This is a genomic window from Roseitalea sp. MMSF_3546, from assembly GCF_030732865.1.
Lineage (GTDB): Bacteria > Pseudomonadota > Alphaproteobacteria > Rhizobiales > Rhizobiaceae > Roseitalea.
In genome coordinates this window covers 1-13,708 of record NZ_JASHKB010000005.1, presented here as the reverse complement: position 1 = coordinate 13,708, position 13,708 = coordinate 1, and the positions used below count along the sequence as shown (strand labels likewise).

The window sequence follows — 13,708 nt, the reverse complement described above, 5'->3', positions numbered from 1 at the left end:
ACCGCCATCCCCGTGCCTTGCTTGACATGCTGGACCACAGGACGACATCACAATTGGCCAGGGACAAGAAATCGAAGCCGCTCACGCGCCAGCTCATCGTTCGGGGACGGCGGCGAGCCACCGGCTGGCCGCCTCCCGCAACGCTTTCCCCCCGGATCGCGCCATGACCGCCGCACCGCTCCTGCACGCTTCGCTGGCCGTCGACGACCTCGACGGCGCCATCGCGTTCTTCGAGCGCGCGCTGGGCTTTGCGACGCAATTGCGCGCCGACGATCTCACCGACGAGGTGGCGCGCCTGACACGGCGTGACGGACTGACCGTCAGGCTGGCGCAGATGTCACGGGCCGGCGACGGCTGCCGGCTGGAACTGATCGAGTTCAACGACCGCGATGCCGTACCGGCGGCGGGCGCGGGCCCGGTGCCGCTCGCACACATCTGCTTCGCCGTCGCCGATCTCGAGGCGACGCTTGCCGATGTCCGCGCCGCCGGTGCCGAACCGCTCGGCGAGATCGTCACCTTCCCCGAGGGACGCTGCGTCTATGTGCGTGCACCGGGTGCAGCGGTGATCGAGTTCGAGGAGATACCCGACGCCGTGTCCGCCAACCAAACACAGACTCCGCAGGAGAGCGCCTGAAGGATGGATGATCAGCACGATACCGGCCTTGCCGCCCCGTTCGAACCCGACAAGACCTCCGCAGGCGGCATGCGCAACGCCGATGCGCCGACGCCTTCGGTCTATCCGCCGCCCGAGTCCATGCGGCCCACGCTCGTCGGCCGGCATTACATGGTCTGCGCCGGCCATCCGATCGTCGCGCAGATCATGGCCAACGTGCTCGAGGCCGGCGGCACAGCCATCGACGCGGGCGTGGCGGGCGGTTTCGCATGCACCGTCATCCAGCCCGACATGTGCAATCTGGGCGGCATCGCGCCGGTGGTCGTGCGCCAGGCGGGCCAGGGCGCGCTGTGGACGACGGCCGGGGTCGGCGTATGGGGAGAGCAGACCGATCTTGACGCCTTTCGCGCCCGCTGGGGCGACGATATCCCGCTCGGCCCGGCAACCGGCATTGTGCCCGGCGCGCCCGATGCCCTGCTTGGCACGCTGGCGCGCTTCGGCACCTGGTCGTTCGCCGATATCGTCGAACCCCTGATCGCCTATGCCCGCGACGGCCTGGTTCTCGATCATCGCACGGCCATCGCGCTCGGGATCATGGGCCGCAGCTTTGCGCAATGGGACAGTTCGCGCGCCGTCTACTGGCCCAAGGGCCGCGCACCGCGCATCGGCGAGGTCATCCGCCAGACCGATCTGGCCGGCACGCTCGAAGCCATGTCCGCCGCCGAAACCGGCTCGGACCGCGACACTCGCATCGACAACGTCAGGGCGGCGTTCTATGGCGGACCGATCGCCGAAGCCATGGTCGCGTTCAACCGCGCCCACGGCGGCACGTTGAACCGCGCGGACCTTGACCGTTTCCGCGGCGCATTCGCTCCCGCGCCGGAAGTGGACTTTGACGGTTGGCGCGTGGCGACCAGCGATTTCGGCACGCAAGGGCCGGTCATGCTCCAGGCGCTCGGCATATTGCGCCAGTTCGACCTGGCCGCCGCCGGCCATGGCTCGGCCGATGCCTTGCATCTTGTGATCGAGGCCCTCAAGCTGGGCTTCGCCGACCGCGAGCTCCACTATTGCGATCCGGCCTTTGCAAGAAGCGACCAGGCCGCGCTGCTCGCCGCGCCGCACCTGGCAGCGCTCGCCGATCGGATCGAGATGGGCAGCGCCCGCGCCTTCGACGTCCCGCCGCCTACCGATTCGCGCCCGCGCTTTGACACGACATATGCGTGCGCCGTCGACGCCGCCGGCAACGCCATGTCGGTCATGCCGTCCGATACGCTTGACGGCTCGCCGATCGTGCCCGGCATCGGCGCCATGGTCTCCTGCCGCGGCGTGCAAAGCCGGCTGGACCCGGCCCATGTCAATGTGCTCGCCCCCGGCAAGCGGCCACGGGTGACGCCCGCGCCGGCGATCGCGCTCAGACCGTCGGTTGATGGCGCCGATCAGGTCCTCGCCTTCGGTTGTCCGGGCGGCGACGTCATCGTCCAGGCCATGCTGCAGGGCTTCGTCAATCTGATCGCCCACGGCATGCTGCCGCAGCAGGCGGTCGAGGCCGCGCGGGTGGCGACCTTCGCCCTGCCCAATTCCTTCTTCCCCAACCCCGCCTTCCCCCAGCGTGTCGATGTCGAGAACCGCATCGATCGCGAGGTGCGCGCCGATCTGGCTGCGCGCGGCCACAAGCTGCATGAATGGCCAAGCTGGGAATTCGACGCCGGCGCCGTGATGATGGCCGGTCGCATCGATCTGGGTGGTGTCGACGGGCCTGTCCTGTCCGCCGCAGCCGATCCGCGCCGAACCGCCTATGCCGCTGGTCGATAGCGCCTGGGGGCCGGAGTGCGTCAATGACTGACGTCAGCGTCCTTGAAGCCGTCAGGCTGATCGCCGCGCTGCTCGCCACCGGCGCGGTGGCCGGCATCCTGTCGGGCTTGCTCGGCGTCGGGGGCGGCATCGTCATCGTCCCCGTGCTGTTCGTCGTCCTGATGGGTCTTGGCGTCGACGAGACGGTATTGATGCATGTCGCGATCGGCACATCGCTGGCGACCATCATCTTCACCGGCTTCATGTCGGCGCGCAGCCATTGGAGCAAGGGTGCGGTCGACACGGCCCTGCTGGCGCGCTGGGGCCCGCCGATCGCCATCGGCGTCGTCGCCGGAACCGTTGTCGGCGGCAACATCGCCGGCGCCGCGCTGACCCTGATCTTCGCCCTCATCGCCGCGATCGTCGCCGTCAACATGGCCGTTCGGCCGGCGCGCACCACCGGCCAACGGCCGATGCCCGGCACGCCGCTGCGCGAAGCGCTTGGCCTGGGCATTGGCGGATTCTCGGTGCTGATGGGGATCGGCGGCGGCACGCTCACCGTGCCGATCCTGTCGTTTTTCGACTACCCGATCAGGCGCGCGGTCGGCACCGCCGCCGCGATCGGCCTGATCATTGCCGTTCCCGGCGCGATCGGCTTTGCCTGGTTCGGTTTCGGGCAAGCGACCCTGCCACCGTTTTCGATCGGCTATGTGAACGTGCTCGGCGTTGCCGCGATCGTCCCCGCATCGATGCTCACCGCGCCGCTCGGGGCGCGCATCGCTCATGCCGTTGCGCCGGCCGTGCTCCGCTGGTGCTTCGCCGGCTTCCTGGCGCTGACCAGCGCGACCATGATCCATGAAGTCGCCCTCGGGTGACCGCCGCTCGGACATTTGGCGGTCTGGCGCCGGCAGGCCCCCCCGCCTGGCATTGGCGCGGTTTCGTCAGACCCTGGCCGGACGATGCGGCCCCCTGCCCGGCCAGCGTTTCGGCGCGCACGCGATGCCATGGTGCCCCCTGCCGGACTCGAACCGGCACGGCCGAAGCCGAGGGATTTTAAGTCCCTTGCGTCTACCTGTTCCGCCAAGGGGGCCCGCAGGCACCCCTAGCGGAATCGGGCCGAAAATGGAAACGGGGCCGGCACCGGCCGCCCCCGAAGCCGGCATCGGCTCAGCCGGCAAGCTTTGCGGCAATCGTGGCGACGCGCTTGCCCTGAAACCTGGCACCCTCCAGTTCCTGCTCGGAGGGCATGCGCGAGCCGTCGCCATTGGCCGACGTGGTCATGCCGTAGGGCGAGCCGCCGCGCACCACGTCATTGCCCATCTGTCCCTGATAGGCATAGGACAATGGCACGATGATCATGCCGTGATGCTGCAGCGCGGCCTGGGTCGTCAGCACGGCCAGTTCCGCACCGCCATGCTGGGTCGCCGTCGAACTCATCACCGAGGCCACCTTGTCGATGAGCTTGCCCTCGGCCCACAGCGGACCGGTCTGGTCGAGGAAGTTCTTCAGCTGCGCCGCCATCATGCCGTAGCGCGTCGACACGCCGAGTATGATGGCGTCGTAATCGACCAGCTCCATCGGATCGGCGATCTCGGCTTGCTGGTCGAGCTTGTAACCGGATGCCTTGGCCACCTCTTCGGGCACCAGTTCCGGCACGCGCTTGACGGTCACCTGGGCGCCGGCTTCGCGCGCGCCCGCGCCCGCCGATTGCGCCATCGCCTCCATGTGGCCCCAGCTTGAATAGTAGAGCACGAGAACCTTGGTCATGATCGATCCGTCCCTTTCGCGGTTGTCGGTACGGAGATAGGTGGCCGAACGGCGCCCGCCGCAAAAGTGGGCAGCCGGGCGACACAGCGTTCACCGCAATTGCCCTGGCCCGGGGCGCCGCGTATGAGGGGCGAAAAGCCGATCCGATGGGAGCCCCCATGCCGAACGCCATCGTCACCGCCGCCATCGTTGTCATCGGCGACGAGATCCTTTCGGGCCGCACGCGCGAGGCCAACGCCCATCACCTGGCAAGGGTGCTGAGCGCCGCCGGCATCGACCTCCGCGAGATCCGCGTCGTCGCCGACGACCATGCGGCGATCGTCGAGGCGGTCAACACGCTGCGCGCGCGCAACACCTATCTGTTCACCTCCGGCGGCATCGGCCCGACCCATGACGACATCACCGCCGAGGCCGTCGCCGCAGCGCTCGGCCGGCCCTTCGGCCCCGATCCGCGCGCCATGGCGGTGCTCGCCGCCCATTACGAGGCGATGGGCGAGCCGTTCACCAAAGCGCGCCAGCGCATGGCCCGCATGCCGCAGGGCGCCACGCTCATCGACAACCCGGTCAGCGCCGCGCCGGGCTTCGTCGTCGACAACGTTCATGTCATGGCCGGCGTGCCGCCGATCTTCCAGGCCATGCTCGACAACGTGCTGCCGACCCTGAAGACCGGACGCCGGCTGCTGAGCCAGACCATTCACTGCCGCTTCGGCGAGGGCGTCATCGGCAGTGCCCTGGCCGCGATCGACAAGGCCCACCCCGACGCGCTGATCGGCTCCTATCCGCATTACGAGGATGGTGACTACTGGGTGAAGATCGTCATCCGCGCCCCCGACGCGGCAACGCTCGATGCGGCTCGGCAGGATGTGGAGGCGATGCTGGAGCGTGAATGGTGAATGGTGAATGGTGAATGGTGAATGGTGAATGGTCGCAGGGCACGGCAGGTCGCTGCAAGCCGCCCGCATTCACCATTCACCATTCACTGCCCCTCACCATTCACCATTCACTGCCCCGCTCCTTGCCTTCCCCGCCGCGCCCCGCTATCGCAACCCTTCCCGCAGACGACCACGGAGCGCGCGATGGCCTTGCCGGAGAAATCCTTTCCCGTCTCCTGGGACCAGTTCCATCGCGACGCGCGGGCGCTGGCATGGCGCGTGGCCTCCGTCTCGCCCCACTGGCGCGCCATCGTCACGATCACGCGCGGCGGGCTGGTCCCCGCGGCGGTCGTGGCCCGCGAGCTGGAAATCCGCATCATCGAGACGGTGTGCATCGCCTCCTATCACGACTATGACACCCAGGGCGAAATCCGTGTTCTCAAGTCGGTGAGCGAGGAGCTTCTGACCGATGGCGGCGAAGGCGTGCTCATCATCGACGATCTGACCGACACCGGAAAGACCGCCGAACTGGTTCGCGCCATGATGCCCAAGGCGCATTTCGCCACCGTCTACGCCAAGCCCAAGGGCATGCCGCAGGTCGACACCTTCATCACCGAGGTCAGCCAGGACACCTGGATCTTCTTTCCCTGGGACATGGGCTTTACCTATCAGGAGCCGATCGCCGGCGCCGGCAAGGGCTGACCGGCCATGGGTGTGTCGGGCGATGGTGCGGCGATACCCGCCACGCCCGGCGGCGCCGCCGCGCGCCGACGCGCGCTGACCGTCATCTTGCTGACGATCCTGATCAACATGATCGGCGTCGGCCTTGCCTGGCCGATCCTGCCCAAGCTGGTCCAGTCCATGGGTTCGGGCGCGGTCAGCGAGGCGGCCGCCGCCTATGCCGTCATCGGCACCATCTACGCGCTTGCCCAGTTCCTGTTCGGCCCGCTCATCGGCATGCTGTCGGACCGCTTCGGCCGCCGCCCGGTCATGCTGGTTTCGCTCGCCGGCCTCGCCGCCGACTACGTATTCGCTGCCCTCGCCCCGAACCTGGTCTGGCTGGCCTTCGCCCGCCTCCTCGGCGGCATTCTGGGTGCGACGCTGCCCACCGCCAACGCCTATGTCACCGACATCTCCGAACCCGCCGACCGCGCCCGCATATTCGGGCTGATCGGCGCCGCCTTCGGACTGGGGTTCATCCTGGGCCCGCTGATCGGCGGGGTTCTGGGCGCGATCGACATCCGCCTGCCCTTCTGGGCCGCCGCCGCCATGGCCGCCGTCAATCTCGTGCTCGCCTGGGCCTTCCTGCCCGAATCGCTCGCCCCGCAGAACCGGCGCACCGATCTGGTCGCGCGCGAGGCCAACCCGCTTGCCTCACTGCGCAAGATCGGCCGGTTTCCCGCGCTGACCCCGCTGCTGATCGCGCTTCTGATCACCGCCACGGCGCAGCGCGGCCTCGAGGCCACATGGGTGCTCTACACCGAGTTCCGCTTCGGCTGGACGGTGCGCGACGCCGCCTTCTCGCTCGCCTTTGTCGGGGTGATGTATGTGATCGTCCAGGGCGGGCTGGTCGGCCCGGTCGTGCGCCTTGTCGGCGACTGGCGCACGGTCATCGCCGGCTTTGCCATATCCTGCGTCTCGCTTGCCTTTTACGGTCTCGCCGACCATGGCTGGATGGTCTATCCGCTGATCGCCGGCTACGTGCTGGGCAACGGCCTGGGCGCCCCGGCGCTGACCGCCCTGTGCTCGAAGAGCGTCGACGATGATCGACAGGGCCAGTTGCAGGGAACCCTGCAGGCGGTCAACGCGTTGGCCATCATCCTCGGCCCTCTGCTGGCCTCGCTCGTGCTCGCCCATGTCTCCGCGCCCGACCCGGTCCTCGCCGTGCCGGGCCTGTGGTTCATCGCCGGTGCGGTTGCGTTCATCGTCTCGATCGGGCTTGCGCTGCGGGCCAGGCCCGCAACGATGTGACCCGGCTCGGCGGCGACGGCGGGCAACCGCGCCGTGCGCATCGGGCCGGTACCGCCTTTGGTCAATCCGGCCAGGGCGCATATAATCCATGCGCAAGGGAGATTCGCACCGATGACGGCACCCGGCAGTCCACTGGCTCGCTTCGTCGAAAGCCTGCGCCGCGCGTTTTCCGCCGATTCGGCGCCGGCAAGCGACGAAGCGGTGAGCAGGCAGGCGGCGGCTCTGGTCTGGCGTCACCGCAAGAACCGCCTCGAGATCCTGTTGATCACAAGCCGCGGGACCGGCCGCTGGATCCTGCCCAAGGGATGGATCGAAGGCGCCGAGACCGCCGCGCAAGCTGCAATCCGCGAGGCCTGGGAAGAAGCGGGCATCGAGGGCACGCTTTCCGACGCCCCGCTGGGCAGCTACCGTTACGACAAGCTCGATGCCGATGACGCCTCCAGCACGCCATGCCGTGTCGACGTCTTCGCGCTGCGCATGGACCGGCAGGCCAAGAACTGGCCCGAGCGCGGCGAGCGGGAACGCAAATGGACCACGGCGGGCAAGGCCGCGCGGCTGGTCGAGGAGCCCGAACTGGCGGCGCTGATTGAAGCCTTCGGCGCGCAAAGGGACAGGCAGGCGGCCTGATCGGCCGGCGCCATGGCGAGCCGCTCAATGGCGGCCGACCGCGCGGCGGCACGCCGAACGATTGCACGACCCTGTCCCGGCAAACCGAATCGGCTCCGAACCGGCGCGCGAAGGGTTAACGGAATCTGACTTGTCCCCGCTTTTCAACGCGCGCTCGGCCTACATGTTGTGTTTTCGCTTTCGCGCCATCCAGCCCTTGACCCTGTGATCCGAGTCGCCTTTTATGACAGTCGTGCGACCTTGAGCGCATGTCGGGCCGCGTACAAGGCCGGCGAAATCCAGTTTGATCGAAGCGTAGTGCGGACGCGATGACGATGGGCATCCATCGTTTGCGCGGGAGGTTTCCCGTGCGCCGCAATCCGGATATGGGAGCTTTGGACAACAAGGGAAAGTCGCCTGTTTACACAATATTTAGTGTTTGCAGGCCAACAAGACACCATATAAAGTGAATGGCCTGTCCGGACACGGTCACGGTCAGGCAGGGCGTCAATCAACAAGCGAGCGTCGATCCGGGGCCATGCCGGCGGTTTTGCCCACCGCATCGACGCGCGGACGAGCCGGCCGGTGGAACCGGACGGCAGGTAGCGGTTTTGCGTTTGAACAGGCGCGTTGGCAGCCTGTGGACAACACACTAGATATTGAGGGAACGAGGGACAACGATGCGCATCGAGCGGCACCACACCAAGGACGGCCAATCGCCCTATGCCGAGATAGCCTTCCGCAAGGCGACCAGCGAGATCAGGAATCCGGACGGCTCGATCGTCTTCCGGCTCGAGAACATCGACGTTCCCGAGCAGTTCAGCCAGGTCGCCGCGGACATCCTCGCCCAGAAATATTTCCGCAAGGCCGGCGTGCCCGCGCGCCTGAAGAAGGTCGAGGAAAATGCCGTCCCCTCCTTCCTGTGGCGCTCGGTCGCCGACGAGGCCGCCCTCGCCGCCCTGCCCGAGGACGCGCGCTACGGCCCCGAGACCGATGCGCGCCAGGTCTTCACGCGGCTGGCCGGCACCTGGACCTATTGGGGCTGGAAGGGCGGCTATTTCGACACCGAGGACGACGCCCGCGCCTTCATGGACGAACTGGCCTTCATGCTCGCCACCCAGCGCGTGGCGCCCAACTCGCCGCAATGGTTCAACACCGGCCTTTTCTGGGCCTATGGCATCGACGGGCCGGGCCAGGGCCATTCCTATGTCGACCCGTTCACCGGCAAGCTGACCAAATCGAAATCCGCCTACGAGCATCCCCAGCCGCATGCCTGCTTCATCCAGTCGGTCGGCGACGATCTGGTCAATGAGGGCGGCATCATGGATCTTTGGGTGCGCGAGGCGCGCCTGTTCAAGTACGGTTCGGGCACCGGCACCAACTTCTCGCAGCTTCGCGGCGAGGGCGAGCGGCTGTCGGGCGGCGGCAAGTCCTCGGGCCTGATGAGCTTTCTGAAGATCGGCGACCGCGCCGCCGGCGCCATCAAGTCGGGTGGCACCACGCGCCGCGCCGCCAAGATGGTGGTCGTCGATATCGACCACCCCGACATCGAGCAATATATCGACTGGAAGGTGCGCGAGGAGCAGAAGGTCGCCGCCCTCGTCACCGGCTCGAAGACCGTCGCCAAGCACATGAACGCGATCATGCGCGCCTGCGTCAATTGCCAGGGCCATGGCGAGGACTGCTTCGATCCGAACAAGAACCCCGCCCTCAAGCGCGAGGTCAGGGCCGCCAAAAAGGCTTTGGTTCCCGACAATTACATCCAGCGGGTGATTCAGTTTGCAAGGCAGGGCTACACCGAGCTCGAGTTCCGCACCTATGACACGGACTGGGATTCGGAGGCCTATCTGACCGTCTCGGGCCAGAACTCCAACAACTCCGTCTCGCTGTCGGACGAGTTCCTGCGCACGGTCGAAAACGACGGCGAATGGAAGCTGATCAACCGCATCGACGGCAAGGTGGCAAAGACCGTGCCGGCCCGCGACCTGTGGGAGAAGATCGGCTACGCCGCCTGGGCCTCGGCCGATCCGGGCCTGCATTTCAACACGACCATGAACGACTGGCACACCTGCCCGGCCGGCGGCCGCATCCGCGGCTCGAACCCGTGCTCGGAATACATGTTCCTGGACGACACGGCCTGCAATCTGGCCTCGCTCAACCTGATGGCCTTCGCCGATCCGGCCAACGGCCACAGGATCGACATCGCCGCCTACGAGCACGCGGTGCGGCTGTGGACGGTGGTGCTCGAAATCTCGGTGATGATGGCGCAGTTCCCGTCGAAACAGATCGCCGAACTGTCCTACAAGTACCGCACGCTGGGCCTTGGCTATGCCAATATCGGCGGGCTGCTGATGTCCTCGGGCATCCCTTACGATTCCGACGAGGGCCGGGCCATCGCCGGCGCGCTGACCGCGATCATGACCGGCGTTTCCTACGCCACCTCGGCGGAGATGGCCGGCGAACTGGGCCCCTTCCCCGGCTACAAGCCGAACGCGAATAACATGCTGCGCGTGATGCGCAACCATCGCCGCGCCGCCCATGGCGAAACGCAAGGCTACGAGGATCTGGCCGTCAACCCGGTCGCGCTGAAGGCCGACGAATGCCCCGACGCCGACCTGATCGCCCATGCCCGCGCCGCCTGGGACCGGGCGCTGGAACTGGGCGAACAGCACGGCTACCGCAACGCGCAGGCCACCGTCATCGCGCCCACCGGCACGATCGGCCTTGTCATGGACTGCGACACGACCGGCATCGAACCGGACTTCGCGCTGGTCAAGTTCAAGAAGCTGGCCGGCGGCGGCTATTTCAAGATCATCAACCGCGCCGTCCCCGCAGCGCTGCGCACGCTCGGCTATTCGGAAAGCCAGATCGCCGAGATCGAGGCCTATGCGGTCGGCCACGGCAATCTCGACCAGGCCCCGGGCATCAATCGCGGCACGCTGCGCGCCAAGGGGCTTTCAGACGAGACCATCGACAAGATCAACGCCGCCCTCAAGAGCGCCTTCGACATCAAGTTCGTCTTCAACCGCTGGACCATCGGCGACGAGACGATGACCGCGCTCGAAGTGCCCGAGGAGCGCCTCAACGATCCGACCTTCGACCTGCTTGCCCATCTGGGCTTTTCGAAGAAGGACATCGAGGCCGCCAACATCCACATTTGCGGCGCGATGACGCTGGAAGGCGCGCCCTTCATCAAGGACGAGCATCTGCCCGTCTTCGACTGCGCCAATCCGTGCGGCAAGATCGGCAAGCGGTACCTTTCGGTGGAAAGCCACATCCGCATGATGGCCGCCGCCCAGCCCTTCATCTCCGGCGCCATCTCCAAGACGATCAACATGCCCAACGCGGCGACCGTCGAGGACTGCAAGAACGCCTACATGCTGTCCTGGAAGCTGGCCTTGAAGGCCAATGCGCTCTACCGCGACGGCTCGAAACTGTCCCAGCCGCTCAACGCCTCCATCATCGAGGACGAGGAGGACGAGGACGCGCTCGACGCGCTGGTCGAGGCGCCGGCCGCCGCCCGCGCGGTCCAGCTCACCGAAAAGGTGGTCGAGCGCGTGGTCGAAAAGATCGTCCGCGAGCAGGAAAAGCTGCCCACGCGCCGCAAGGGCTACACGCAGAAGGCCAAGATCGGCGGACACACCGTGTTCCTGCGCACCGGCGAATATGATGACGGGCGCCTGGGCGAAATCTTCCTGGACATGAACAAGGAAGGCTCGACCCTGCGCGCGCTGATCAACAATTTCGCCATTTCCGTTTCCCTCGGCCTGCAGTGGGGCGTGCCGCTGGAGGAATATGTCGACGCCTTCGTCTTCACCAAGTTCGAGCCGGCCGGCATGGTGCAGGGCAACGACGCGATCAAGAACGCCACCTCGATCCTCGACTATGTCTTCCGCGAACTGGCGATCTCCTATCTTGGCCGGCACGATCTGGCCCATGTCGACCAGTCCGAGTTCTCCTCGACCGCGCTCGGCCGGGGCATCGAGGAGGGCAAGACGCAGCCCGTCTCGACCGGCTGGACGCGCGGGCACAAGCTGTCGGTGGTGCGTTCGGCCGGCCCCGGCGCGGGCGCCCCGGCGGGGGCCGCCAACACCAATGTGACCGCCATCGCGCCCGGCGCCGGCGGCACGGCCCGCGCGGCCACCGCGCCGGTTCTGCAATTGCAGGAGGAGGCGACCGCCTTTCACCGCGATTTCGCCGAACGCGCCGTGCCCGCCCGCCCCGAGCCGGCCGAAAGCGCCGCCGAGGGCGAGGCCGACGCGCAGGCCGAAGCCCAGGCCGCCGCGGCCGCCGCGACGGGCCTGTCGCCATCGGCGACGCACAGATCGGCCGATGCGGACGACGCCAGGCAGCTCGAGGCCGAACGGCGCATGCAGGCGATGATGGCCGGCTACACCGGCGACATGTGCGGCGAATGCTCGAACTTCACCATGGTGAGGAATGGGACGTGCCTGAAGTGCGACACGTGCGGGGCGACGAGCGGGTGTAGTTGAGCCGCAAGAACTGGGTCCTCGTGAGGAATGCCCACACAGCCAATCAGAGTCTACTTAGACACCGCGGATTTTGCCGAACTGACCAAGGACTCTGGTGAACCATCAGCGATCAAACGCCAGCTCTTAGATTTGAAAGACAAGGGAGTAGCCGAATACGGCTATTCCTATTGGCACGTCATGGAGTTGATCCGCGACGGTCCTGAGAACGCGCGCGAGAACCGAGAACGTCGCGCATCGGTCTTGAACGAGCTATGCGGTAACAACTGCTACCCGTACCCCACAGACTATGTGGCTGGATATCGGTATCCAAATAAGGGATACTGGATGCCGCGCGCAGTCGAACGTGTACTGACTGGCCGGGAACTCCTGAAACTAATGCGGGAGAAGATCGCCGATGAACGACGCCTGAACAGATCCACCAGACGCAGACTAAGCAAACCCGCTAATCTCAAACAGTTCCTCTCTGAATCTGGCGCCCTTTCGGGTGGAGCAGAGTTCTGGTATGAGGAGCTACCAGTTGCTCCAGACATCATCGAAAACCGCTATATTCAACGATACCTGGAAGGCCAGATAACAGAACACGAGATGGACGCCGCTCTCCAGAGATGGATTCGTGACCCAGTCTATTTCTTTGGTCTCTGGTACAAGTTTGCTGGCAAGAAAAATCATCTTGAAGAAATGGTCGAACAGCCGTTCATTGAGTTCTCTCATAGGTTAGAGATTTTTTTTGATCTAATTGAAAAACGAAAAAGACTTTTAGGAATGGCTAAACGCGCTCAACGAGAATACGCCAGGAAATACTACCGATCTGATCCGCGTATAAGGCATACGTTGCCTCACCCCAAAAGCAGTGGTAAAGAGGTTAAAGAGTGCAAGTTCAAATCAGTTGACTTTGACGAAAAATTTAATGGAATGAACTACTTAAATTGTTTCCTAGATACAATATTCAAAAGAGGGGCCAGTTTGGAAAAATCAGATTTTGGAGACTTGATGCACTTCTATCACCACAATCAGGTTGATCTGATAAGGCTTGATGTGAGGATGGCTCGCATTTTCAAAGGTTGTCCACACATTGATACGAACAAGATCGTTCCACGGTTGCGCGAGCTTGTGGGTCGAATTGAAACCTATCGACAATGAACTGGGCTAAGGCAGAATTCCAATCGGTTCACTACGCCATCATGATCGAAAACGCCGGAGAGGTCTATTCCGCCTATGTGCCCGATCTGCCCGGCTGCGTCGCGACCGGCTAGACAGTGGCTGAAGCCAAGACCGAAATCGCCGCCGCCATCCGTTTTCACATCGAGGGCTTGGCCGAAGACGGTCTGCCCGTGCCCATACCGCAAACGATCGTCACCGCGGTCGACGTTTAGAGCGGATTTCGAGCGTTTTGAATCGAAGGGGATTCCCACGGGGCTGGTTTTCTGATTCAGGCTCTGTGCCGGGATCAGGAGGCCGGTATGGATGGGTCAGCCACTTTCGATGGATTTGCGGTCACGGGTCATTGCGGCGATTGATGGCAGCCTAATGTTTGAGTCAAGCAGCATTTTTGAAGTTTGTCGCGTAGGGCGTCCGGTTGCTGACGATGGCCCAAA

General features: G+C 65.3%; 10 protein-coding genes and 1 tRNA gene. 9 read left to right on the top strand and 2 right to left on the bottom strand.

Features of this window, described 5'->3' with window-relative positions; translation table 11 throughout:
- Nucleotides 1-163: 163 nt before the first annotated feature.
- From RBB34_RS05675 to RBB34_RS05665, 3 genes are read left to right on the top strand one after another with little or no spacing between them, the layout of a single operon-like run.
- Entirely contained in the window at nt 164-634 is a 471-nt protein-coding gene (locus RBB34_RS05675) for a VOC family protein (protein ID WP_306118229.1), read from the top strand.
- Nucleotides 635-637: 3 nt separating this feature from the next.
- Complete coding sequence (locus tag RBB34_RS05670; RefSeq protein ID WP_306118228.1) at nt 638-2,425, top strand: gamma-glutamyltransferase; 1,788 nt, start codon at nt 638-640, stop codon at nt 2,423-2,425.
- Nucleotides 2,426-2,448: 23 nt separating this feature from the next.
- The gene (locus RBB34_RS05665) at nt 2,449-3,279 is read left to right on the top strand and encodes a sulfite exporter TauE/SafE family protein (RefSeq protein WP_306118227.1); all 831 of its coding nucleotides are present in this window, start codon (nt 2,449-2,451) and stop codon (nt 3,277-3,279) included.
- A 130-nt stretch (nt 3,280-3,409) separates the two neighbouring features.
- Here the strand turns inward: RBB34_RS05665 and RBB34_RS05660 are convergent.
- Together RBB34_RS05660 and wrbA are read right to left on the bottom strand one after the other, a co-directional pair.
- A tRNA-Leu gene (locus RBB34_RS05660) sits at nt 3,410-3,494 on the bottom strand.
- A 77-nt stretch (nt 3,495-3,571) separates the two neighbouring features.
- Nucleotides 3,572-4,171 (bottom strand): NAD(P)H:quinone oxidoreductase type IV, encoded by a 600-nt coding sequence (wrbA, locus tag RBB34_RS05655; RefSeq protein ID WP_306118226.1) that lies wholly within the window; start codon nt 4,169-4,171, stop codon nt 3,572-3,574.
- A gap of 158 nt (nt 4,172-4,329) precedes the next feature.
- Between wrbA and RBB34_RS05650 the strand changes: the two genes are divergently transcribed.
- From RBB34_RS05650 to RBB34_RS05625, 6 genes are all read left to right on the top strand, one after another.
- On the top strand, nt 4,330-5,064 hold the full coding sequence (locus RBB34_RS05650; RefSeq protein ID WP_306118225.1) for a molybdopterin-binding protein: 735 nt from the start codon (nt 4,330-4,332) through the stop codon (nt 5,062-5,064).
- A 183-nt stretch (nt 5,065-5,247) separates the two neighbouring features.
- A complete protein-coding gene (gene gpt / locus RBB34_RS05645; protein WP_306118224.1) occupies nt 5,248-5,745 on the top strand; it encodes a xanthine phosphoribosyltransferase in 498 nt (165 codons plus the stop codon).
- Nucleotides 5,746-5,751: 6 nt separating this feature from the next.
- Entirely contained in the window at nt 5,752-7,014 is a 1,263-nt protein-coding gene (locus RBB34_RS05640) for an MFS transporter (RefSeq protein WP_306118223.1), read from the top strand.
- A 111-nt stretch (nt 7,015-7,125) separates the two neighbouring features.
- A complete protein-coding gene (locus RBB34_RS05635) occupies nt 7,126-7,641 on the top strand; it encodes an NUDIX hydrolase (RefSeq protein WP_306118222.1) in 516 nt (171 codons plus the stop codon).
- A gap of 659 nt (nt 7,642-8,300) precedes the next feature.
- Nucleotides 8,301-12,113, top strand: a complete 3,813-nt coding sequence (locus RBB34_RS05630) for a vitamin B12-dependent ribonucleotide reductase (RefSeq protein ID WP_306118221.1) — start codon at nt 8,301-8,303, stop codon at nt 12,111-12,113.
- Nucleotides 12,114-12,140: 27 nt separating this feature from the next.
- A complete protein-coding gene (locus RBB34_RS05625) occupies nt 12,141-13,253 on the top strand; it encodes a hypothetical protein (protein ID WP_306118220.1) in 1,113 nt (370 codons plus the stop codon).
- Nucleotides 13,254-13,708 lie beyond the last annotated feature (455 nt).

Bases quoted from the DNA above. Each gene is read 5' to 3' on its own strand.
- RBB34_RS05675 (WP_306118229.1), top strand. From the start codon at position 164: ATGACCGCCGCACCGCTCCTGCACGCTTCGCTGGCCGTCGACGACCTC.
- gpt (WP_306118224.1), top strand. From the start codon at position 5,248: ATGGCCTTGCCGGAGAAATCCTTTCCCGTCTCCTGGGACCAGTTCCAT.
- RBB34_RS05640 (WP_306118223.1), top strand. From the start codon at position 5,752: ATGGGTGTGTCGGGCGATGGTGCGGCGATACCCGCCACGCCCGGCGGC.
- RBB34_RS05665 (WP_306118227.1), top strand. From the start codon at position 2,449: ATGACTGACGTCAGCGTCCTTGAAGCCGTCAGGCTGATCGCCGCGCTG.
- wrbA (WP_306118226.1), bottom strand. From the start codon at position 4,171: ATGACCAAGGTTCTCGTGCTCTACTATTCAAGCTGGGGCCACATGGAG.
- RBB34_RS05635 (WP_306118222.1), top strand. From the start codon at position 7,126: ATGACGGCACCCGGCAGTCCACTGGCTCGCTTCGTCGAAAGCCTGCGC.
- RBB34_RS05650 (WP_306118225.1), top strand. From the start codon at position 4,330: ATGCCGAACGCCATCGTCACCGCCGCCATCGTTGTCATCGGCGACGAG.
- RBB34_RS05630 (WP_306118221.1), top strand. From the start codon at position 8,301: ATGCGCATCGAGCGGCACCACACCAAGGACGGCCAATCGCCCTATGCC.
- RBB34_RS05670 (WP_306118228.1), top strand. From the start codon at position 638: ATGGATGATCAGCACGATACCGGCCTTGCCGCCCCGTTCGAACCCGAC.
- RBB34_RS05625 (WP_306118220.1), top strand. From the start codon at position 12,141: ATGCCCACACAGCCAATCAGAGTCTACTTAGACACCGCGGATTTTGCC.